At 39.8% G+C, this 23,524-nt stretch carries 20 protein-coding genes and 1 pseudogene; 8 read left to right on the forward strand and 13 right to left on the reverse strand.

Annotation, left to right across the window (positions count from 1 at the left end):
• Nucleotides 1–672: 672 nt before the first annotated feature.
• Nucleotides 673–2,031 (reverse strand): sensor histidine kinase, encoded by a 1,359-nt coding sequence (locus tag V7L20_RS28130; protein WP_334747235.1) that lies wholly within the window; start codon nt 2,029–2,031, stop codon nt 673–675.
• Between the two features lie 277 nt (nt 2,032–2,308).
• Here V7L20_RS28130 and V7L20_RS28135 point away from each other — a divergent pair.
• Nucleotides 2,309–2,437: pseudogene (locus tag V7L20_RS28135) on the forward strand (Uma2 family endonuclease); the annotation flags it as partial.
• A gap of 210 nt (nt 2,438–2,647) precedes the next feature.
• Nucleotides 2,648–3,787, forward strand: a complete 1,140-nt coding sequence (locus V7L20_RS28140; protein ID WP_334747236.1) for an S-layer homology domain-containing protein — start codon at nt 2,648–2,650, stop codon at nt 3,785–3,787.
• Nucleotides 3,788–4,120: 333 nt separating this feature from the next.
• On the opposite strand, the gene V7L20_RS28145 is transcribed toward V7L20_RS28140, so the two are convergent.
• Nucleotides 4,121–4,558 carry a CAAD domain-containing protein gene (locus V7L20_RS28145; protein ID WP_334747237.1) on the reverse strand — a complete coding sequence of 146 codons (438 nt, stop codon included), beginning with the start codon at nt 4,556–4,558 and terminating at the stop codon, nt 4,121–4,123.
• 512 nt (nt 4,559–5,070) lie between these two features.
• On the opposite strand from V7L20_RS28145, the gene V7L20_RS28150 reads away from it, so the two are divergent.
• Nucleotides 5,071–5,352, forward strand: a complete 282-nt coding sequence (locus tag V7L20_RS28150; protein ID WP_334747238.1) for a hypothetical protein — start codon at nt 5,071–5,073, stop codon at nt 5,350–5,352.
• A gap of 646 nt (nt 5,353–5,998) precedes the next feature.
• Nucleotides 5,999–7,672: a sensor histidine kinase gene (locus V7L20_RS28155; protein ID WP_334747239.1), complete on the forward strand. Its 1,674-nt coding sequence runs from the start codon at nt 5,999–6,001 to the stop codon at nt 7,670–7,672.
• A gap of 112 nt (nt 7,673–7,784) precedes the next feature.
• On the opposite strand, the gene V7L20_RS28160 is transcribed toward V7L20_RS28155, so the two are convergent.
• The 4 genes from V7L20_RS28160 to V7L20_RS28175 all read right to left on the reverse strand — a co-directional run bounded on the left by V7L20_RS28160 (nt 7,785) and on the right by V7L20_RS28175 (nt 10,002).
• The gene (locus V7L20_RS28160) at nt 7,785–7,916 is read right to left on the reverse strand and encodes a hypothetical protein (RefSeq protein ID WP_334747240.1); all 132 of its coding nucleotides are present in this window, start codon (nt 7,914–7,916) and stop codon (nt 7,785–7,787) included.
• A gap of 71 nt (nt 7,917–7,987) precedes the next feature.
• Complete coding sequence (locus V7L20_RS28165; RefSeq protein ID WP_334747241.1) at nt 7,988–8,689, reverse strand: carbonic anhydrase; 702 nt, start codon at nt 8,687–8,689, stop codon at nt 7,988–7,990.
• A gap of 28 nt (nt 8,690–8,717) precedes the next feature.
• On the reverse strand, nt 8,718–9,029 hold the full coding sequence (locus V7L20_RS28170; RefSeq protein WP_322666570.1) for a P-II family nitrogen regulator: 312 nt from the start codon (nt 9,027–9,029) through the stop codon (nt 8,718–8,720).
• A 4-nt stretch (nt 9,030–9,033) separates the two neighbouring features.
• Nucleotides 9,034–10,002 (reverse strand): sodium-dependent bicarbonate transport family permease, encoded by a 969-nt coding sequence (locus tag V7L20_RS28175; RefSeq protein ID WP_334747242.1) that lies wholly within the window; start codon nt 10,000–10,002, stop codon nt 9,034–9,036.
• Between the two features lie 460 nt (nt 10,003–10,462).
• Between V7L20_RS28175 and V7L20_RS28180 the strand changes: the two genes are divergently transcribed.
• Together V7L20_RS28180 and pcrA are read left to right on the forward strand one after the other, a co-directional pair.
• Entirely contained in the window at nt 10,463–11,167 is a 705-nt protein-coding gene (locus tag V7L20_RS28180; protein ID WP_334747243.1) for a glutathione S-transferase family protein, read from the forward strand.
• A gap of 159 nt (nt 11,168–11,326) precedes the next feature.
• On the forward strand, nt 11,327–13,651 hold the full coding sequence (gene pcrA, locus V7L20_RS28185) for a DNA helicase PcrA (RefSeq protein WP_334747244.1): 2,325 nt from the start codon (nt 11,327–11,329) through the stop codon (nt 13,649–13,651).
• Between the two features lie 48 nt (nt 13,652–13,699).
• Here the strand turns inward: pcrA and V7L20_RS28190 are convergent, their stop codons facing one another.
• From V7L20_RS28190 to V7L20_RS28220, 7 genes are all read right to left on the reverse strand, one after another.
• A complete protein-coding gene (locus V7L20_RS28190; RefSeq protein WP_334747245.1) occupies nt 13,700–13,993 on the reverse strand; it encodes an antibiotic biosynthesis monooxygenase family protein in 294 nt (97 codons plus the stop codon).
• Between the two features lie 369 nt (nt 13,994–14,362).
• A complete protein-coding gene (locus tag V7L20_RS28195; RefSeq protein WP_334747246.1) occupies nt 14,363–15,007 on the reverse strand; it encodes a 2OG-Fe(II) oxygenase family protein in 645 nt (214 codons plus the stop codon).
• Between the two features lie 37 nt (nt 15,008–15,044).
• Complete coding sequence (locus V7L20_RS28200) at nt 15,045–16,028, reverse strand: iron-siderophore ABC transporter substrate-binding protein (RefSeq protein ID WP_334747247.1); 984 nt, start codon at nt 16,026–16,028, stop codon at nt 15,045–15,047.
• 32 nt (nt 16,029–16,060) lie between these two features.
• Nucleotides 16,061–18,661: a TonB-dependent siderophore receptor gene (locus V7L20_RS28205; protein WP_334747248.1), complete on the reverse strand. Its 2,601-nt coding sequence runs from the start codon at nt 18,659–18,661 to the stop codon at nt 16,061–16,063.
• A complete protein-coding gene (locus V7L20_RS28210) occupies nt 18,630–18,821 on the reverse strand; it encodes a hypothetical protein (protein ID WP_334747249.1) in 192 nt (63 codons plus the stop codon). Before V7L20_RS28210 ends, V7L20_RS28205 begins: the two co-directional genes overlap by 32 nt.
• Nucleotides 18,809–19,783 carry a helix-turn-helix transcriptional regulator gene (locus V7L20_RS28215; protein ID WP_334747261.1) on the reverse strand — a complete coding sequence of 325 codons (975 nt, stop codon included), beginning with the start codon at nt 19,781–19,783 and terminating at the stop codon, nt 18,809–18,811. Before V7L20_RS28215 ends, V7L20_RS28210 begins: the two co-directional genes overlap by 13 nt.
• A gap of 414 nt (nt 19,784–20,197) precedes the next feature.
• The gene (locus V7L20_RS28220) at nt 20,198–21,112 is read right to left on the reverse strand and encodes a metallophosphoesterase family protein (protein WP_334747250.1); all 915 of its coding nucleotides are present in this window, start codon (nt 21,110–21,112) and stop codon (nt 20,198–20,200) included.
• A 136-nt stretch (nt 21,113–21,248) separates the two neighbouring features.
• On the opposite strand from V7L20_RS28220, the gene V7L20_RS28225 reads away from it, so the two are divergent.
• Nucleotides 21,249–22,136: a hypothetical protein gene (locus V7L20_RS28225; RefSeq protein ID WP_334747251.1), complete on the forward strand. Its 888-nt coding sequence runs from the start codon at nt 21,249–21,251 to the stop codon at nt 22,134–22,136.
• A 374-nt stretch (nt 22,137–22,510) separates the two neighbouring features.
• A complete protein-coding gene (locus tag V7L20_RS28230) occupies nt 22,511–23,341 on the forward strand; it encodes an ATP-grasp domain-containing protein (RefSeq protein ID WP_334747252.1) in 831 nt (276 codons plus the stop codon).
• The last annotated feature ends 183 nt before the right edge of the window (nt 23,342–23,524 follow it).

The following is a 23,524-nucleotide window of genomic DNA, read 5'->3' on the forward strand; positions in this document are numbered from 1 at the left end:
TACTGCTTCTCTGCGTGGCGTAACCATCCCTACTAATTACTATTTCCGGTTTCCTTCCTGATTATACTCTCCCCAAAGTAACAAAAGAGGGATTAAGCAAATCTAAATTCTTTAAGCAAATACTGACATCTTGCAGCTAACAATTAAAATCGCGGCTAAGAGAACAAAGCCTGGAGAGGCAGGCTTCAAAACACTTGATTTTTCGTTAGTCCGCGCAGGCGGACTTGGTTTGTGTAGCCGCGACTTTCAGTCGTTTGGGCTTGGTGCAAGATGTGAACGCCCGACTAGCCGCGTTTTTCGTTGCTAGTAACGAATGAAACAAATACATTTTTTTGTTTGGCTCAAAGCCTTGCTATATAAGGGTTATAAAATGTGTTAGTTAGGAGCATATCTGGAGTTATTGTCGCTCGTTCGCTTGCGATCGCTTCTAATAATTCTTGCGTCAATATTATCAAATCTGGTAGCCGTCGACTGCCTTTAACTTCCTCCTTATAATGATTGTCATTACTATAACCCTAAATATTTAATTCCTCAAAGTCATGTCTGAACGGGGTCTTGGTGAATTCCACTCTTAGGGTGGCTTGTCAATATTTAGATGCGTTTGCCCTGATCCCTTCTCCTAACGCGAATTTAGTTTCCAAGAGTTGGGGTTGACTTTTGCAAGAGGTCTAATCAAACTAAAGGTAATAAGATTTCAAATTTTGTACCGATACCAGTCTGTGAATGAAAACTTAATTTACCACCATGTCTCACTGTTATAATTCGATAACTTACTGCTAAACTAGTATTTTTACTATTCTTCGTTTCCAGAGAAAACGATTCCATAATTTGCTGTTGCAATTCTTGAGACATTCCAGGACCATTGTCAGCAATACGAATTAATATCCAGCGAGAATCGGGTGCATTTGGGTTAGTTGCTTCCTGGGAAATTACTTCTGTAGTAATCTCAATTCGGGGTTTTTGAAAAGTTTTTGTATCTTCTCGATGCAACTTTTGTCGCACTGTTTCATTGAGTAAAGTATCTACAATTTCGCTAAAAATATTCATCAAAACTTGGTTCAACTGGCCCATAAAGCAATACACTGGGGGTAATTGACCATAGTATTTAACGATTTCAATTTCTCCTTGAAGACGACTATTAATTAATAAAATAATACTATCAATACAAGCGTGTAAATCTACAGGTTTAGGATAAAGCTCGTCGATATGACAGAAATTTTGTAAGCTGTTGACGAGTTTTTTTAATCTTTCCGCTCCAGTGCGGATACTAGCAAGCGATCGCAACAAATCTGGTTCTAAAAAATCAAACTCAATCTCTTTTTTAATCTGATTAATTGCCTGGGAAGCTGAAGGTAACTCTTTTTCATAAGCCGCTATCAGCTTAAGCAAATCTTGGCTATAGGTTGAGACGTAAGTTATGTTACCCCAAATAAAACCCACTGGGTCTAAAATTTCATGCGCTACACCGTCTACCAAACGTCCCAAATTTGCCATTTTATCATTTTGAATCATTTGGGCTTGGCTGCGTTCATACCGCACCAGATTGTCAATTCCTCGAATTTGCCAAGAAATAATATTTAATTCTTGAACATCTAACAATCTATAAGCACCAGATTCTGTTTCTACTACAATTGGTTCTGCTAATAATTCTGGCGATCGTTTTAAGCTAAGTTGCATTGCAGTTAAAATCGATGTTGTATCAGCAAGTAGCAACATCGGTATCCGGGCATAGCTGTAGATAACGCCTAATGGTTGCTGAAGAAATAACTCTTGTCCGAATGGGCGAATCAAAAATTCCAGCAGTCGCCGTCGCGAAATCATCCCAATGAACTTTCCCTGTTCTACCAAAATTACTCCTGGTAGCTGGGGGTATTTTTCCAAAAAACTAGCCACCTCTATACCAGTGTGATTGATTTCCACTGGGAAGTTGTACATTGGTAGTTCTTGGAGGGTTGAATCTAAATCGATATCGCGATCGCTACCAAGAGACACAAATGGTGGTGAGATTTGGTAACTGAATTCTTCTGGCACTGTATACCCTGAGTTTTACAAATATTAGGTAAACAATAAGTTAATATTTTACATTTTGTCATCCTCTAAATCCGGTTTCGGTTTAGATATCTACCGTAAGGCGCAAGTCAAAACTCATGCATACTTGAATTTTGGGCTTCCTGACTGTAATGAAATACTCGGTTTATTTCCACCGACCTGTACTAGTGATCTCTCAGGGTGAAAATTGGAGAATATTTAGACAGCGATCGCAAGCTACACTGAAAACAACCTTTACAAAAAGTGCAAAGGTAGCGTTATGACCTCTGTAACCAACCCATCCACCGCCCTTACTCCTTTCCCTGACCATACCCAGCTTCCTGAGTCTGATGGCGCGTTCGTGTTTGCAAAGCGTGCCAAAGGCAAAAATTGGCAAGAGCATCCCCGCCGAGCAGGAATCCCAAAGAGCTGATCGTTTAGCCGCCCAATTGCGTAGACGCAAAGCGGCTTGTGGTTAGACCTTGCTTGGCGTTGAACCACAAGCTTAATATTTCTCTATGAATTACGAATTACGAATTAAAAAAAGGCTGGTGTAAAAGAGTCATCTATGGCTTAATTTGTTTAGACACAAATTTTTACTGCTACCAGGGTAATCACGATGACAAATAGACCTCTTTCTGAACCGGAGTCATCCCAAAGAACTGCCCTTGGATTTGATGAATTTATAGCCATTCTGGTTGCCTTCGCCACTATCGGAGCAATTCTTTTTTGGTCATTGTCGCGCAGGGATTCTAGCTGGAACTTAAACGGGTTGCTGTCGCCTTCCTCTACTCCCTCTAGAAGTGTTCAACCAAATCAAGTATCGCCCTTCCCTACTCCCAAGGTAGAACCAAATGTAGCCCCTAACAACGTTTTGCCCTCTTCTCCACCTGAAGCTGTTGTTGAACCCAAGACACCTGCATTCTCAAGTAACAGCGCAACTCCTTACCGCGCAGTTTTACCATCTATTCTGGTAATCCCAACTCCATCCCCACAACTACAAACACCTGTATCCCCTCCAACAGAACTTGAGTCATCACTCAAATCATCAGCGTTGCCTTTAGTAACTCCAGCAAAACCAAAATCAATCATTCCGCCGCCAATTGCATTTAACGATGTGCCTAATAACTTTTGGAGTCGGCGTTTTATAGATGTTCTTTCTTCCCGTGGGATTCTCAAAGGGTTTCCTGACTATTCTTTTAGACCAAATCAGCCTGTAAACCGTGCCGAATTTGCTGCTATCCTGCAAAAAGCCTTTGAGCAAGAACCGTCTAAGACTGCGATCGCATTTCAAGATGTACCAGCAAAATTCTGGGCTAATTCAGCAATTGACCAAGCTATCAGTACCGGATTTCTCAAAGGCTACCCGAAAAAAACCTTCAAACCACAACAAAATATTACACGAGTGCAAGTTCTAGTTGCCCTTGTTAGTGGATTGAATTTGAAAGCACCCTCTTCCCAAAATCAGATTTTAAGTGTCTATAAAGATCCTAAAGATATTCCAACTTATGCCACTAGCAAAATAGCTGCTGCTACAGCAAATGGTCTGGTAGTTAACTATCCAAATCCACAAATTCTTGCTCCTAATAAAGTAGCTACTAGGGCTGAAGTGGCGGCGATGATTCATCAAGCTTTAGTAAAACAAGGCAAGTTGGAGAGAATTTCATCTCAAAATATAGTGCGTAGGCGTAGCTCATCACAGGCATCAGGTAGCGTGTCTCCAAAACTCTCGCCCACTCCAAAGCAAGCGTCTCGTTAGCGAAGAACGCTAAGAATCGTAGAGTTTGCGTAAGTCCTATTAAAGAGGGATAGACTTGAACTTTAGTTCAAGTCAGGAGAGGTTAATCGAACTTACATTAAACCAAAGGTCAGAAGAAGTGACTTGTAGAAGTCTGAGTCTGATCGCCAGAAGTCGGCGATCAGACTTCAGTGATTTGCAACTAGAGCTTACTTCTACACAAGAGCAAGCTACGCATAGCGCCTTGCTCTGAGCTTGCCGTACCACTTGCCTACGGCACGCTTTGCGAACGTGGAAGCAAGCTACGCAAAGCGTCTCGTAGCGAAGGATCTCATAGAGAAGAGATAATCACTATTAAGCTTCTGGAATTTGTTGACCAACCACTTGTGATTTAAGAGTGGTGATTTCAGTAGTTAACTCTTTCCTGGTTGAGGCTTTGAGTAAATACCGATAAACAAACCAAGCAGAGTAACCAATACCGATCAACTCAAAAGTAGGTGCTACCAAGGGGATATCATTCAAAGCATCTAATATTGCCAAGAGTACTTTAACCCCAACAATTGATCCCACAATTAAACCAACAGTGATCAGAGGTTGCTTATATTGATTAAAGAAGCCTCCCAGATATTCTGGCAATGTTGCTAAAAAGGTAGAAATTTGCTCACCATATTTTTGCCATTCATCTTGAGACTGTGCAGGAGGCTGAAGTTTGGTGATGGTTCCTGTTTGGCTGTTGATGTCTGCCACTGTAGTCTCTTTGGATGCGGTTTCACTAAATTCTTGTTCTGGCATTTTCACTCCTATAAATTTGACAGTTGAGTTTTTCTAATCTGGATAATTACATCCAAAAGTCTGTTGATTAGGTAATGCACTTGTGCATTAATACAATTGCGTAAAGGGCACAAAAGGGTTTTAGTGTCCTATAACTATAATTGCCCCGTAATGTCTACTGCATCAACTACAAGGTAGACACTCAAGAGGAGGATAGAACTTAGAAGGCAACAGAATGGACTCTGATAAGCCTTTCTGAGTTCTTTTTTTTGAATCAACTGGAATCATCAGGTTATGATTATCCCATTCCGTTTCATTCGCTCATAATCGTACTAAATTAAGTACAAATCTGGCAAAAATCAGCCCACCTCTCATTTATATAAGCCTAAAACCCGATTTGAGCCGATATTAAAGCTATCTTAAGCAGCGTCCGTCAATTACGCATTCGTATTGATATTAATACGGAATAAAAATTTTTGTGTGTTCACACAGACTAGACTTTTAAGCTCTTTTTTGATGACTATGCCTTGGAGATGAGAGGGAGCAAGGAACCAGAGGGAGAAGAATTTATAACCAATGCCCCATGCCCAATACTTCTCTACGAGAGGCTGCGCCTTAAGCGTAGCTATGCCGTAGGCTTTACGGCTCCCCTCGGCTACTTCGACTGCGCCCAACTCTACCAGAGGCTGCGCCCTAAGCGTAGCTATACCGCAGGCTTTAGGACTACGCCCCTCGGCTTTGCCCAATTCTACCAGAGGCTGCGCCTTAAGCGTAGCTATGCCGCAGGCTTTACGACTACGCCCAACTCTTCTTAGGCTGCGCCTTAAGCGTAGCTATGCCGCAGGCTTTACGACTACCAAGAGGACAAGCTCAGGACAAGCTCAGGACAAGCTCAGTACAAGTCTCTACCTCGGCTTACTTCGACTACGCCCAACTCTACCAGAGGCTGCGCCCTAAGCGTAGCCTCTGGTAGAGTTGGGCAGTACAAGTGCCCAATGCCCAATGCTTAACGAATGTCAAAGCTTTTGTTTTTTTCCTGATTGTATTAATTTCATAAGGAAGCAGTTAAGGTAGAGTAGTGGCATACCTGATGGCAAGAACTCATTGTTATCAACCGCATATTGAGGAAAGTCTTGTGTTAAGGAGAATATAGTCTCAGATAGGTCTTTAGTACAGGAAATTATTTGTAGCTGCTGAAAAAAGTGAATTCTATTTGCTCTAAATAATTATACTTAATAAATTTGTCATAAAAGTGGCTTATATGATTTAAGTACATGTTAATTATATAGTAAGTAACGATTTGCTATTGCTATAAAAGAAGATAATGTAAATGTTAATCACCAATTATAGTGTTTGCATAAGCTAAACTGATTTGGTGATTTTTGTGGGAAGGCAAGGAGGTTTGAGAAATGCCTTTCTCAAAAGCCAACCTTTATCGACAGCAGTTCAGAAAGCAAAAAAGTGTCAGCCGAAGAGCCATCGACAGACGAACTCCCGACAATAGAATTTCCTTCACGAGGGAAACTCAAAGCCAGTTCCTGGCGCATCCATCAAAAAATTGGCTATGGGTACTTTGTAGCTATTGGAATTGGCTTTTTTGGCTCACTGACTGGGTTAGTGATTGCTAATTACTACCGAGGAAGGGAAGTTAGGCAGTTCAATCAAGCATACGAACAAGGGCAACTACTGAGTAACTATAAAGATGCAGTAGTTGGGGCGCAATTACATAGCTCTAACCTAGTTGCTGTATTGGAAAATTCACAACAGCTACAAAGCAAAAAAGCCGATTTTCTGAATAATGTTGAAAAAGCCAAGCAACTAGAGTTAAAAATTGGCGGATTTATCGACAGTAAACCTAAAAGACTAGCTGCAACAAGTTCGACTTTACAAACATTATTGCAGGATTACAAAATTAATTTAAAAGCTTACGTTGAACAAATAGAGGTCGTTTTAAAGAAGATTGACTCCCAAAAAGTGCAGCCTCAGCAGATTTCTTCTGCCCGATCGCAGTTATTAACAATAATGCGTGGTGAAACAGCCATGCAGCTAGACCAGCTTTCTCAAAGCTTGACTAACATCCTGCAAACTGCTGAAGATCAGGAGCAAGAAAGGCAAAAAGCCGTTGAGCAGGCGAGAATAGTTGAGCGATTCATCGTGATTATAAGTATGCTGGTTTCGGTAGTGATCGCAGCTATTGTCGCTTGGCGTACCAGTCGGGCGATCGCTGAACCAGTGATCACTGTAACCCAAGTAGCTGAACAAGTTGCAAGGAAACACAATTTCGATTTGCGAGCGCCTGTCACCACTGAAGATGAAATTGGCCTACTTGCCAAATCTCTAAATCGTCTGATTGAGCGAGTATCCGAGCGAACAAAAGAACTACAACAAGCTAAAGAATTAGCTGAAGCTGCTAGCAAGGCAAAAAGCGTATTTTTAGCCAATGTCAGCCACGAATTACGCACACCATTAAATGCTGTCATTGGTTTGAGCCAACTTTTAGAAGACGACGCTACCGATCTTGGTTTATCGGCAGACTTTATCATAGACTTAGAAACAATTAACGCTGCTGGTAAGCATCTACTACACTTGATTAACGAAATCCTCGACTTGTCAAAAATTGAAGCGGGGAAAATGACCCTCTATCCAGAGACTTTTGAGATTGCGATGCTGATTCAGAACGTTGTCCTCACAGTCAAACCAGCTATAGAAAAAAATGCCAATGTTTTAGAGGTGGATTTTGATGAGCAACTTGGCACCATGTACGCCGATCAAACTAGAATGCGGCAGGTATTATTAAACTTACTCAGCAACGCTAGTAAATTTACTACAAATGGGAAGGTGACGCTGACAGTCAAAATAGAAAAGGATGAATTCCGACCGGAGGCTCCTTTGGGCAGCATTGTTTTCACCGTTACCGACACAGGTATAGGTATGTCTCACCGTCAACAGCAACAGTTATTTCAACCTTTTACACAAGGTGATACCTCGACTACGAAAAAGTATGGAGGTACGGGATTAGGGTTGGCAATTAGCCGCTACTTTTGCCAGATGATGGGTGGTGAAATTATTGTCAAAAGCCAGCCAGGAGTTGGTTCTACTTTCACTATTCGTCTACCAATGACTGTGCAAGATTGAATTGGGCATTGGGGATTGGGCACTTGTACTGCCCTTCTCTACGAGAGGCTTCGCCTTAAGCGTAGCCTAAGAAGAGTTGGGCGTAGTCGTAAAGCCTGCGGCATAGCTACGCTTAAGGCGCAGCCTCTGGTAGAGTTGGGCAAAGCCGAGGGGCGTAGTCAAAAGGAGTCGTAAAGCCTACGGCATAGCTACGCTTAAGGCGCAGCCTCTCGTAGAGAAGTATTGGGCATTGGGTATTGAGCATTAATTACTTCTTCCCTGCCCCTCTGCCCCTCTACTTTTCTGCTCCCCCTCATCTGGGAATCCTTTGCCGAATTAAGTAATGATACTCACCCTCCCTGTATCCAAGTCATAACGACCTCCAACAATTTTCAATTTGCCTGACTCTACCTGCTCAGTTAAAAGCTTTGAGTGCTTCAACTGTTCAATTTGATATTGCACATTTGCCACCACAGCGTTTTCAACTGCATCACCCGACTGATCCTTGACCTTTTTTACGGCTGGCTTAATTGCCTTAACAAAAGTACTAATATCACCAAGCAACGATTCGTTTTGGACAGCAGCGGTTACAGCCCCGCAACGTTCATGACCCATTACCATCAATAGCGGAGAGCCTAACAACACAACCGCATATTCAATACTACCGATCGCTTCATGTGTAGCAATATTTCCGGCAATCCGAACATCAAAAATGTCCCCAATGCCTTGATCGAAAACAATTTCTGCAGGTACTCGTGAATCCGCACAACTAAGAATAGTTGCAAATGGATGTTGAGCTTGAGCAACTTCCTGCAACCGCAGCGCAGATTGATCCGGGTATTGCGGTTGATGATCCACAAACCGCTGATTTCCCTCTATCAGCTTTTGTAAGGCTGCATCAGGACTGAGGGATTCAGGAGAAGTTGAAGGTATTTCGGCAGCTTTCGCCTGTTTAACCTGCCAGAATAAATCGCTGGCAGATAGTATCATCCCAAACGCTCCAGTTATTCCTAACTTCAAAAAGTCACGACGTTCCATGAAATGCTTCATTGAATTTATCACTCTCTTACATCGATGCAACACATCTGACAGAGCGAATCTCCATCACATCGGAAACGTAGCAAGTACCACCGAACTTATTAAGGAGTGGTTTGATATTTTCGACAACAGGCTTGAGTTGTTCTGGCATACAAAACGCCAGGATGTAAACATTATCAAGCATGGTCATGTCTAAATCTTCTGTCGTTCCTCGTAATCCTTTACCAGCAACATTTCGGATTATGGCATGGTTATGTACACCCGACTTGTCTAAATTATCTAAAATTTTGGCAAGCTCAAAGGAGTTAGCGATAATTTCTATCTTTTTAACTACGTGCATATTATTACCTCCAAAATAGGTTAATTCCGTAGAGATATAACGGAATTCCTACAATAATATTGAATGGAAATGTGACAGCTAGAGCGGTGGAAACATACAGGCTGGGATTTGCTTCTGGTACAGTCATCCGCATCGCCGCTGGGACAGCAATATAAGAAGCACTGGCACACAATACAGCGAACAACAGTGAATCTCCGCGAGGCATACCGATGAATTTGGCGATCGCTAACCCAATGCCTGCATTGACTATTGGGATTAGTATGGCAAATAAAATCAGGAAAACTCCGGTTTTTTGCAAGTCTTTAATTCTTCTAGCAGCAACCAATCCCATGTCCAGTAAGAAGAAAGTGAGAACGCCATAAAACAAACCTTGAGTAAAGGGTTCTAATACGTGCCAACCGCGTTCTCCTGTCAAGACACCTATTAATAGACTACCGACTAATAGAAAAACTGAACTGTTAAGAAATGCTTCTTGCAAAACTTCCGGCCATGAAAACTCTCGCTTTCCATCGGCGGTGAATACATTCACCAAAATTAGACCAACTATAATTGCTGGAGATTCCATTAGAGCAAGGGCTGCCACCATGTAACCATCAAAAGTAATACCAAGCTCAGTCAAAAAAGCGCTAGCTGTTATGAAGGTAACGGCACTGATAGAACCGTAGGTGGCTGCGATCGCAGCAGCATCGTAAGTATCCAATTTCAACTTCAGGATAAAAAAGGTGTAAATTGGAACAACACAAGCCATCATCATTGCTGCCACAAGTGTTAGAAGCACTTCCTGAGTGATGCCACTTTTAATTAGTTCTACCCCTCCCTTAAAACCAATGGCAAACAATAGGTACAGCGAAAAAAGTTTAGGCACTGGTGCGGGAATTTCCAAATCAGACTTGACAAAAACAGCAGTCATGCCTAAAAAGAAAAACAGGATTGGCGGATTCAAAATGTTGGATACAATTAAGCTAACATCCATATCCCCCCTCCTTGGTATTGGTTAAACCTGAAATTAAAGAAATTTTTCATCTTTAAAAATTTAACGGTTGAATCATGATGTATCGTGTATTCCTACCCAATGTCAATTGGTTACTCAAGGAGTGGATAGTCCTATTGGTGACAATACTTATTGGTTAAGTATTAAACAGCGACGCTCGCAGAAAAAGTTAGAGCTTGCCTAGCATTTTTTGATGTTGGAATCCCCGTCGCTGATCTTACGACAGAAAGTGTCAGAAGAACTGACGATCAACCTATGTAGCGTATAAAAAATTAACGTATTGTAGGGGCAAGTCATAAATTGCCTTGACTCAAATTCTATAATGTTGGAAATTTTTGGCGTAAATCCTGTAAAGATAATCCTTGCTCAAATTGCGCTCGATTAGCACTAATCTAGGCTGAATCGTCAGGACAGCATAAAATTTTCAGGAATACAATCAATCATGCAATTAACAAAGATTAAGCTGTACGATTTGGCAGGGGCTGAGGACGATCGCCGTTTTAGTCCTAACTGCTGGCGCGTGCGGCTAGCTCTACTCCATAAGGGATTGCCCTTTGAAACTGTACCTTGGCGTTTTACTGAAAAAGAAACTATTGCCTTCTCAGAACAGGGTAAAGTGCCAGTAATAGTTGATCGCGAGCAACAAGTTGTTTACGATTCCTGGGCGATCGCTCAGTATCTGGAGGAGAATTACCCTAAGTACCCATCACTATTTGGTGGAGAAGTTGGAAAATCGTTATCCAGATTTACTACTGATTGGGTAGAAGCAATACTCAATCCTGAAATCATGCGATTGATTATCACAGATATTTATTCGCACCTACACGAAAAGGACAAAGACTACTTTTGCCAAACACGCGAAAAGGCTTTTGGTGCAACATTGGAGGTAATCTCTGCCGATCGGGAACAACGAGTTGTCACCTTTCGTAATAGCTTGACCCCACTGCGTCGAACTCTCCAGCACCAAAGCTTTCTAGCTGGACAAACACCAGCTTGGGCAGATTATGTGGTGTTTAGCTCTTTTCAGTGGGCACGCAGCGTTAGCCCATTTCCCTTACTTCTAGCAGATGATCCCATTTTTAGCTGGCGCGATCAAATGCTTGATACTTTTGATGGCGAAGCTCGTAAGGTCTTAGCTTATGAGTAACATTCTGGTTAAGAATATTGCCAATCTTTGTTGACCAAGTTTCGTTAGGATATTGTAACCTGGGCAATAGCAATTCTCTATTGATGTGACGCCAGGCGTAGGCGTAGCCCGCACTTCGACAAGCTCAGTGACCATCGGAGACATCGCTTTTTCACATCCATGACAACAACCATCGACTTTCTCAGTCACCTTAACCCCAGTCAACGTCAAGCTGTCGAACATTACTGCGGCCCGTTGCTAGTTGTTGCTGGCGCAGGTTCCGGTAAAACACGAGCGCTGACTTATCGCATTGCCAATCTGATTCTGAAACACCGCGTCGATCCAGAAAATATCCTGGCCGTTACTTTTACCAACAAAGCCGCACGGGAAATGAAAGACCGGATTCAACGGCTGTTTGCGGAACAACTGGCGATGAAAGAATACGGTCAGCGATTGGATTTGTTGACAGAATACCAACAAATCCAATTGCGATCGCAAGTTTACAAAGATACTATCAAAGATTTGTGGTGTGGCACTTTCCACAGTCTATTTTCTCGCATTCTCCGTTTTGATATTGAAAAATATGTAGACGAAAAAGGACGGCGTTGGAATCGCAATTTCTCTATTTTTGATGAATCAGATGTGATGACTCTGATTAAAGAAATCGTCAATAAACAGTTAAATTTAGACGATAAAAAATTTGATGCTCGTTCTGTTCGCTACGCTATTAGTAATGCTAAAAATCAAGGTTTATCCCCCCAAGAATTTGAGCAAGACCAACCAAATTATCGCGGGCGGGTAATTGCCCAAGTTTACAGTTTATATCAAGATAAGTTAGCAGAAAATAACGCTCTTGATTTTGACGATCTAATTCTCGTACCAACTAGATTATTTCAGCAAAACGAGCAAGTATTGGGTTACTGGCATCGCAAGTTTCGCCATATTCTCGTAGATGAATATCAGGATACTAACCGCACTCAGTATCAACTTATTCATTTATTAGTTACTAATGGCGAAAGCACAAAGAGCGAATGGGAATGGCAAAATCGCTCAGTTTTCGTTGTCGGTGATGCAGACCAATCAATTTACAGCTTTCGGATGGCAGATTTCACCATCTTGCTAGGATTTCAGCAAGACTTTGGTGATGGTTTAGTAGATGATGACACCCGAACGATGGTTAAGTTGGAAGAAAATTATCGTTCTTGTGAAAACATTCTGCAAGCGGCTAATGAATTAATTGAAAATAACACCCAACGGATTGATAAAATCCTCAAACCGACGCGGGGGCCGGGTGAGCAGATTACTTGTCACAAAGCCGATGAAGAACTGGCAGAAGCGGCATTTGTGATTAATCAAATTAGCACTTTAAAAAACCAAAATCCAGAGTTGGACTGGGGTAGTTTTGCTATACTTTATCGGACAAACGCCCAATCTCGCCCCTTTGAAGAATTATTAGTGAAATATCAAATTCCATACACAGTTGTAGGGGGAATGAGATTTTACGATCGCAAAGAAATTAAAGATGTGATTGCTTATTTAAGAGCGATCGCTAATCCATCTGATACAGTCAGTTTATTACGAGTTATTAATACTCCCCGGCGAGGAATTGGCAAAACCACTATTGACGCTTTGGTTAACGCCTCCCAGCAACTAGGTACAACCCTGTGGGAAATACTCAGCGATGAAACATCAGTTAATACATTAGCTGGACGCGCCACAAAAGCTGTAAATAGCTTTGCCGAAATGATCAGCCGTTGGCAAAGACAAATCGGTATGCTTCCTGTGACTGAGGTTTTGCAAGGAATACTAGAAGACTCTGGTTACGTTCAAGACTTGATGAGTCAAGGCACAGACGAAGCCACAGATCGGGTACAAAACGTTCAAGAACTTTATAACGCCGCACTGCAATTTCAAGAAGAAAACGAAGAGGTTTCCCTACGAGATTTTCTCAATAGTGCCGCCCTCAGTTCCGATTTAGATAATTTAAAAGAAGGGCAAACAGCCGTTTCTTTGATGACTTTGCACGCTTCCAAAGGTTTAGAATTTCCTGTGGTGTTTCTGGTGGGATTAGAACAAGGGTTATTTCCCGGCTTTCGTTCCCTAAGCGATCCCGCATCTTTGGAAGAGGAACGCCGCTTGTGTTATGTGGGGATTACTCGCGCCCAAGAAAGGTTGTATTTATCACACGCGCGAGAACGCCGTTTGTATGGTTCTCGTGAACCTGCTGTGCGATCGCAATTTCTCGATGAGTTGCCAGAAGAATTATTAACTACTCAACGCCTGAGTCGTCAAACTTATACTAAAAGTGCCTCTACTCACAATGGAAAACAAGATACAAAGCAGAATTGGCAAGTAGGCGATCAAGTATTACATAAAACTTTTGGGCTTGGTGAAATAACGCATGTTTTTGGAACGGGTAATAAGATGTCTGTGGCTATTAAATTTTCTAGCTTGGGACAAAAAATTGTTGACCCAAGAGTAGCACAGTTGCAACGAGTAGAGTGATACAATCGCAGAACCCCGACTTATCAAATCAAGCGGGGTTCTTGTTTTTTATATTTTAATTTCTTCAAAGTGTTCAACAGTGGGAAATGGCTCATAAAAATGGTGTAGAAGTTTTTTCCACTCTTGAAACTCAGCAGAATTTCTAAATCCAACAGTATGAGATTCTAAGGTTTCCCATCTGACAAATAGTAAGTATTTACCTTTGACTTCTATACATTTATGCAATTCATGGGATAAATATCCGTCCATTGAGGAAATAATTTTAGAAGCTTTTCTGAAAGTAGCTTCAAAATCGGATTCCAAACCAGATTTGACATGAAGAATAACTGCTTCAAGAATCATAAACTTTTGCGGTCATAATTAAACTAATATTATTTAGTATAAAGTGAATCTGAGGTCTACGATGGGCTACGCCTACGTATACAGCAGTTTTCGTATTGTTGTTTCAGCAACAGCTTTTTTACCTGGATTATCTGTCGGTTGAATTTCATCAGAAGCAGGATATAAAAAAAATCAGCACAGTTTATTTCCAAAGGTGAAACCATCAAATTTTCATCGTACCAATACTTTTTATTATGTCCGCAATGCACCGGAACAGTAGGAGGTTCTTCACTTTATCCTTGACATGAAGCAATGAGATTTGTGTACTCAAGTGCCAGATTTGGATATGCTTTTAATATTCTAGAAACCATAATTCATCATTGAACTTAATTAAGTATTGTTCTTGTAGGTAAAATATTCTTCTCGGTTTATAAAGGCAACTTTTAGAGTCAGTCTAGACTGAGCAGCTTCTTTTGATACTGGGGTCACAGTATGCCAGGAATTATCTGAACGCACCAAAATAACTGAAGTATTCAGCAATGGTGGAATTTCCTGAAAAACCGAGTCAGGATTATCGTCTTTTAGAATACGTAAACAACCACCACAGTTAGAGTTCCATTCTTGATTGAAATAAAACATTTGCACCATACGGATAATGGGGGAATCAGGATGAGGAGAAAAGAAGTTATCTATGTCATAACGGAAGAAATAAATGTACATTAAATCGTCCATTAGGTTCAAACCAGTTAATTCACCAACTGCAGCTCGATAAGCAGTGGCGTGCAGGTCGTTAACCAATTGCTGCCAGAGGTTATTCAGCTTGGGAGAATCAGTAATTCGTGGCTTAGTAATATCCTGAATCTCATCAAATACCATTCGCATTGGAAACCCTTTGCCATCTTGATAAAAACCTTCTTGAGGATAGTTATTGGATAACTCTAAACTCTGTTTTTGTGGAAACAGATTTTGCAAAAATGCCCAGCGATAGGGTACTTCTTGCATTATTCCCGTGCGAATGGCATTTAAATCCAGCATGATAGACTATTTTTACAAAGAACAATTTCAAATCCTATTACTCGTTGAGCAAATACTTAAATAGATCGTCAAGCACGCGATTAGCTGCAATTGAACCACAGCATATCCAGTAATCTCTAACCAAATAAACTTTGCCCTGCTGGACAACTTTTAACTTTGACCACAATGGTTCAGAACGAAGTTTCTGAAGTACCTTTTGAGAAGTTGTGTTGGCAGTAGATGTTGGGCTGACAAACAGAACATCTCCATCAACGTCTTCTAGAAGTTCCCGTGATAGATTATAAGCAATATTCCCTCCTTTGCCAGGGGTTGCCTCTTTATGTAACATTTGTGAAGTTGGGCGAGCCACATCAGCCTCCTTTAAGATAAGTCCAGAAAATGACTTTTTAGTGAATACAACCATTATTTCAGGTCTAGGGCTTAAAAATGACACAACAGTTTTTTGGAGTCGGTTGCCCATCTTGGCTTTGAATTGGGCTAAACGTGTATTATATTTTGCCAAGACCATCTGGGCTGACTCGGTCTTATTTAAAGCATTAGCTGCTTGTATAAATGTGTCTTTCCATTCCTCAAAACTGTATTTGTATAAAACAGTAGGTGCTATATGCGATAACAATTTATAGGTTTCTTTGTTATCAATAGTGCTACCCAAGATCAAGTCAGGTTTAAGAGCAACAATTCTTTCTATATTGGTGGGTCTCCATCCAATATCTTTTATATTCAAACATTGGTCATAGCATAGTTGAAGTTCTGATAAGTTCTTTTGAGGAGCGCCTACTAACTTAACTCCTAAAGCTAAAGCATCTTCAGCTAGGAATGGATCTAATGCAACTATTCTTTGTGGGCTAACAGGAACAAGAGTTTCACCCATTGCGTGTTTCACTAGCCGAACAGTGGCTGATATTGGTTTCTCTAAAGAACCTCGGTGAGGAGTTGCTGCTTTACGAAACGAGTAGGTACAAGAAGAAACTAACAGCAGAGTTAGTAGACCAAACAAAGATAGTCGAAGAACACGGTACATTTTTATCCGCAGTGAGATTTTTCCATTCCTCATCAAAACTCCCACCCTGCTGTTAACACTATTGTAAAGGGATCGCTAGGATATACCTGTGTAGCACTTCGAGGAGTAAAATACCTAACATCAGATAGATTTTTTAGATTAAGTGCAAGGCGAAGGTTATTTCTGCGATAGTAAAGTGCAGCATCTAATTGTAAATAGCTTGGCACGCTGAACGAGTTATTTAGGTCACCCTGCCGATCGCCAACATAGAACATACCAAAGCCACCTCCTAGACCTTGGAGTGAACCTTTGGGAATGATGTAAGTAGTCCACAAACTAGCACTATTTTCAGGGACATTCACCAATAAATTGCCTACTTTATACCTGTTGTCATTGGTAATTTCTGCATAGGTATAGTTGTAGGACGCAATCACATTCCAACCCGGTAGAATTTCACCAATCACATTTAACTCAACGCCCCGACTTTCTTGCTCCCCGGTCTGAATATTAAACGATGGATGAGCAAGGTCTTGTGTGAGAACATTGGATAGGGTGAGTTGATACAAAGCGAGTGTTGCGGATAACTTATTATTAAGTAAATCAGTTTTGACCCCAACTTCATATTGAGTCCCACGACTAGGTTCAAAGAGACTGCCATCAAAAGTTGCGCCTACATTCTGTGTAAATGATTGGCTATAGCTGGCATAAAGGGAAACAGGTTCGATAGGTTGGTAAACAATGCCTACACGAGGACTAAAGACAGAGTCATTTTGACTGGTGGTTTGGGAAGTTATAAAATTAGTAACTTTATTTTCTGCAAAGTCTAAGCGTCCACCCAAAACTAATTTCAGGTTGTTAAATAAATTTACTTGATCTTGAACATAAAGCCCTAGTGCATCATTTCTTCCTTTAGTGTTGCTTGTAGATGTAATAGAACCTAAAGGTTGATTATATATAGGATTAAATAAATCGAGCGAAGCAGCTTCTCTAACAATATTTTCGGAAGCAAATATATCTCTGAATAAGTCAAAACCGATTAATAGTTCGTGTACAACATTGCCTGTTTTAAACTTGCCGACAACGTTAGTATCCATCACATAAGTATTTTCCAAAGCTGGGCCATTAAAACTACTTTTTATCCGATTTAAAGTCCGACCATCTGATAGTAAACCTATGGGAAAGAAAATATCTTGATTGTTGCGTACAAATCTGACATGAAAAGCATTTCGCAACGCCCAATTCTCATTAAACTTATGCTCTAAGCTATAATTAAGCAAAGTTGAATAACGAAAGTTTGAATCTGTTGGTTCTGAAACATTACGATTTAGGGGAATCTTGCCATTAGGATTAGGTAGTACAGTTCCCACTGCTGGCAGACCATTATTAACACTGTCTTGTTCTTGATTTAAAAACTCTCCTTCCAGCTTAAATGTTGTGTTCTTGTCCAGACGAAAAGCTAACACTGGTGCAATTAGCAAGTTCCGACTACTGAGGAAATCAATAAAACTTCCCGAATTATTGTAAGAAAAATTTAAGCGGTATAAAGCAGTTTTATCAGAGTTTAAAGGACCAGAAATATCAAGGGCGGGTTGATAAAAATCATAGTTCCCAACGCTCATGTTGGCAGCAAAGTAGGGATCGGAAAGTGGCTGTTTTGTAATATAGTTAACAGTGCCTCCTGGTGATTGTTGACCATAGAGTACCGAACCAGGTCCCTTAAGAACTTCTATCCGTTCTATGTTGGTTAATTGAGTGCGACCAGAATCAATGCGAGACGGATCTCTTAAACCATTGCGAAGAATAACTCTGGATTGTTGAAAACCTCGAATTGTAAATATATCAGCATTAGTACTGGCTGGAACGAGCGCCCCTATTATACCTGTATTTCTAAGCGCATCGCTAAAGTTTTGTACGTTTTGATCGTCCAACACCTGCCGAGGAATCACTTGAATCGATTGGGGAATGTCTCGCAGTGGTGTATCTGTTTTTGTACCGACACTGGTATCTGGAACGTGATAATCTGTGTCTGGTGGAGCTGTTACCTCCAATTCAATTGGTGATTGGTTCTGTTCTGTTTGGGGATTTTGCTGTGGCGTAGTTATCGGTTGTTGTGTAGTCGATGCAGTAGCAGTTACTCCAAATACCAACCCCTCCTCTGTAGTATCAAACAAATTGACCATAGGCGTACCCGTTTCACCCACCACCGTCACCCGTAGAATATTTACATCTACATTTGCAACCGTCACCTCAGCAATTCCTACTGCTGGCTTTAATTGTTGAAAACTCTTCCCACTCGTAAGCTGTAACTTCGCATTAGGGATATCTGCAATGTAAGAATTACCCGCTATTCTGCCTTTAACTTGTAATTTATGTGAATTTTGTGTAATTAAAATTAACTCTATACCTTTATCTGTGGTGTTCACTTTCACATCTGTAACTGACACCACATCTAATATCGTTTGACTCAGTTGGGGAACTTTGTTCTGCTCTGTGGGTATCCTCAACAAATATACTGCACTAGTTTTAGCAGACTGCACTTCACTGGCAAAGCGAACCGAACCTGATGGTTGCTCACCATAGGCCGAATTAGCTACAGTTACACAGAAGATTGGTATTAAGATGCTAATAACAGCATAGGGTAATTTCACAAGCATTTTTATCCGCTCCAGACCAATACACCACACTAGAAAAAGTTGGTAAAGTAACCCATTTATACCAACCAGGATTATTCACAAAGAATACAATTGTTGGGGCGATCGCGTCCTCTTCGAGCCGGACTTTTTCTCTTCGAGCCGGACTTTTTAGCCGTGACAAGACTTAGGACTTACGCCAAACTTCTTGCGAAAGGCATTGTAAAATGAGGTTGGACTAGCGTAGCCTACTTGATGTGCCACCTGTGTAACATTCATCTGGCCTTGGATGAGCAAATTGTGTGCTAGCTCCATACGATAATTGTGGAGATAACCAAATACTGTAGTTCCAAAAACAGAACGGAAGCCTTCTTTAAGTTTGCGATCATTTAATCCCACTTGCCGTGCTAGTTGTATCAGAGAGGGCGGATTATCGTGATTTTTTAATAAAATTTCTTTAGCATGATAAATGCAGTCAACCTCAGATGGTCTAAGTGCATGAACCTTTAAAAAACCTTGGTAAATTTGTATTTCTTGTTCTATAACTAATGCTGCTAATTCCCAAACCTTGCTTTCAAGATAGACGCGTTTAGTCACACCTTGGTAAGGACATTGAAGAATTTGCTGTAGTGCTAATAGCATTCCTGGAGTTTGAGTTCTATAGCATTCATATGTTAATTGATCCGGTCGTCTGATCAGATGTTGTAATTCTTTTGGAAGTTCTCCAGATGTATTTCCTGCAAAACAACGAAATATCTCTGGTTCTAGATGAATAGCTACTGTTACTTCTCGCAGTAACTCCTCACCTAAATCAGTACACTCACAAGCCATACCACTGCCGCTCAAGAAATATTCCCCAGTCTGGAATGGTATATTATTAGACGGAGAATCCACCATAATATAGAATCGAAATTCTAACAAATGCTCTCTAGCCGGATATTCTACAATTACTGATTTATATTGCTGACAATTGTAAATATCAATAAATATGCAATCTCGTAATTTAATATGCCGATGATACCCTTGTGCCAATAAGGTTGGATATTTTCGAGTAATGTCAAACTTATCAAAATCGCCATTTTGCTGAATTGGCTCTGCTGTGTTTAATAGTTCCCATAAATCTGCTTGGGAAAGAATTAGTGTCATTGTCACAATAAATTACTAAAAAATTTTCTATAGTTGTTATTCAAAATGAGTGTTTAGTAAAGGTAACAGAGAACATATAAATAAATATTTCTTACTAACTGTGTATTTTCTATAGGGTTGATAAATAATTTATCTACTACAATGAAAAAAATTTATGTCAAAAAACTTAGATTCGAGTATCTAAATCTTTAATCAAAAATAGAATGACAGCGTGCTGATATAAATTTTAATTACTAAATATTAAGCAAAGGATGATGTAGCTAAAATTATCACTTTAGCAAAAGCTATTATTGTAACCAATTTTACATATTTATAAAAGTTTACCAACTTAGTTGGCTAAAATTTAGTATAATTTAATACATTTTTCTATTCCACGGAAGGACTGCATTTTCAATCGCTTGACTTTCATAATAATTACGCTGATTTTAACTGAATAATACCTTTATCAAAAACGCGATTATTAGTAGCGATCGCACTTACTTCTATTCTATCTTTATACACTTCATAAGAAGCAAAACTTAAATCACTCGTAGAATACTTTGTCCACTCAGAACGTCCGACAGGACGATTACCAGCACCTGCGCCACATATTAAATAAGTTGTCCCATCAATAGCACGAGTACGTTCATAACTATGTTCGTGACCATTGATGTAAAGTTGAACACCGTATTTTTGAAATAGAGGAGTGAAAGTTTTAATAAAATCTGGATTACTCCCATACTGACCCGATGAATAAATCGGATGATGACCAAATACAACTTTCCAAGGAGCATTACTAAGACTTAATTCTTTTTCTAACCAAATTAGCTGGTTTTTCCAATCAGCATTATCGTTAGTATCTAAAGCGAAAAATTGTACTTGATTACGTTTAAATGTATAGTAACGTCCCTTCATATTAAAGCCAGCATACTTGACTTGTGGCTCGCCATTTTCAGTACGAATATCGTGATTACCTAAACAAGCTTGAAATTTCACACCTTGCTTAAGTAAACCTTGATAGGGACGCTCAAAAACTGCATTAATTTTCTCAATTTCGCCGTTATTGTAAATGTTGTCTCCAGCTAAAACAACTAAATAATAAGGATTTTTCTGATGATACGCATTCATCGCTCCAGCCACAGCATACTGCCCCTTAGCCCCAGTTCCTGTATCTGCTACAGACACAAAACGTAATAATAAGTCTTTTTTGGCTGGGTTGGCGGCTATAGCGGTTGTTGAATCGTTAATATCAGCAATTTGATGATTTTGACGAAACGTCCAGGCTAAAAATCCTGCACCAATGGCGCTGAGACTACTTAAAAATAAAAATTGACGGCGTTTTAGGTTCATAACTCACCAAATTTAATAAATAGTCAGATTAGCTGAAGCAACGTGCAATTGAAGTGATACATTAAGGCAAAAGAAGGCAGCACCAGTAATAATGTACGTTGTTTGTCTTTGATTCGCTGCTTTTGGTGAAAGTTCCATGTCACAAGACAATCAGTCAAAACCGACGGATGAGCAGGTAACTCAACCTCCCCAAAAACCTTATCAGAGAGTTCAGCCATTTTGGAAGGCTAAAATTATCCAACTTCTGCGAGGGACGATTGGGGTTTTAGAAGTAAGCGTGGAGAAACTGGAGACAGAACCCCCACCTGGTACTAAGGAAAAACCCAGTTTTTTCCAGCAGTTTCAGTTGTGGTGGGGTGGACTGTTAAGGACAATCCGCTTGTTTTTACCATCAAATTTGTCAACAAAGTTATCAGATACAGCTTTGACGGGAATTGTTACTGCAATTGCTGTAATTATCCTTTGGACAACTGCGAGTGTCTTTTCTAATAAACCTACTGAAATAGCAACAGTTCCACCCATTGAAGAAGTTCCTACACCAACACCGACACCAACGATAACTACTCCCCGTGAGTCAGTTGCACCTGAACCACAACCGCCACAGCCACCAGAGGAAATTACGCCGCCACCACAACTAGAAACTCCCCCGCCACCAACGCCGGAACCCGAACCCGAACCAATTCCCACGCCAACGCCAACACCAGCCATAGAATTAACACCAGAACAAGCCTTGATTGCGGCTATTGAAAATCAGGTAGTTGAAACTAGCGATCGCATTGCCTCTGGTCTGATAAAGTCAATTCAAGCCAACTTCCGCACCAGCAACCTTACGGTTAAAATTAGTGACGATTGGTACACTCTCAAAGAATCTCAGCAAGACAAACTAGCTGGGGAAATATTACAACGCTCACAAGAACTTGATTTTACCCATTTAGAAATTATTGACTCCCAAAATAGGTTGATAGCGCGTAACCCAGTTGTTGGTACTGAAATAGTAATTTTTAAACGGCAAACAGCAAGTTAAAAATTAGCATTGTATATTTTTAGGATAATTTGTCTCACACAGAGGGGATGAGTTTTTTTACTTTTCAATGCCTAAATTTCATCCCTTCTTTATGCAACGCTCTCAAAATTATATATTATAAAAAAATTATCTACGTTTTTAGCTCAAGAATTAGATGTAAATATAAAACATTATTTTCTATTGTGAAATTACCGAAAAACTGTTGCTTTATCTAGTAAATAGGTGTATTGTACAGAATGGCTTTTATCGAAAGCTTAAACAAAAGATAATTTCAACATATTATAGAAAAGCTGAGTTGATATTCATCAATTTCAGTAAAATATCTGTTCGTAATTCATGTAAACACTTTTTAAAATATTTCACTTAAAATACTTATGTTAGATAATGTTTCGCTATTGCTCCAAGCTTGTGAAAATTTAAACATCAGCTATGAAATTTTTAAACCTGCTGAAAATTTAATAAGAATTAAACTCAATAATAAACAGCACTATTTTTGTAACTATAGCACTCCGTTAATTAATCAAGCAGTAGCAAAAATAATAAAAGACAAAGAATACACTTACCATATTTTAAAACAAAAGATTAAAATTCCTCGGACAGTAGGTTTTCTTTCCCCTTTTTGTGACATTCAATATAAAATTTATTTAAAATTCCCCAGTATTCAAGATATCGTATTAGAGATTAAAGAAAAATTTGAAACACCAGTGATTGTGAAAAGGAATTCTGGTTCTGGTGGACATAACGTTTTTTTATGTCAGAATACAGATGAAATTGAAACTGCCGTTAAAGAGATTTTTAATATTAATCACAAGTATGATTACGTTGCGATCGCTCAAGAATTTATTCACATTAAATCGGAATATAGAGCGGTTTTCTTAAATAAAGAGTTAGTTTTGCTCTATGAAAAAGATATAACTGACGCAAAATTTACAGGTAATCTTAGTCCTCTACACTGGGATGGTGCAAAAGCCAAGTATATCAATGATCCACAAATATGGTTACAGATTGCTAATTTTGCTAAACCAATTTTTGAAGAATTAGACCTTGATTATGGTGGTTTAGATATAGTTTTAGATCGAGATAAACAATATTGGTTAATTGAAATCAATTCTCATCCAAATTATAGTATTTTTACTAGAGATAATGGAGAGGAGCCTGTGTTGAGAATTTTTGAAAAAATGCTTATCAGCCTAGCCTCAAGTTGAAGGAGGTAGGGGAGGAATTTTGGAAGTTGTTAAATTATCCTGCTTTCTCTAAACCTATCCCACTAATAATATATTGTGCTACAAAGCTTAAGCTTATTGAGAACTAAAAACTAAAAATCAAGGTTTTCAAGCACATCTTCCGAAAAGAAGTAAGGATTATTAGAATAGTCAGATAGGTTCACC

Origin of the sequence: Nostoc sp., from assembly GCF_036916735.1 — a bacterium.
Lineage (GTDB): Bacteria > Cyanobacteriota > Cyanobacteriia > Cyanobacteriales > Nostocaceae > Nostoc.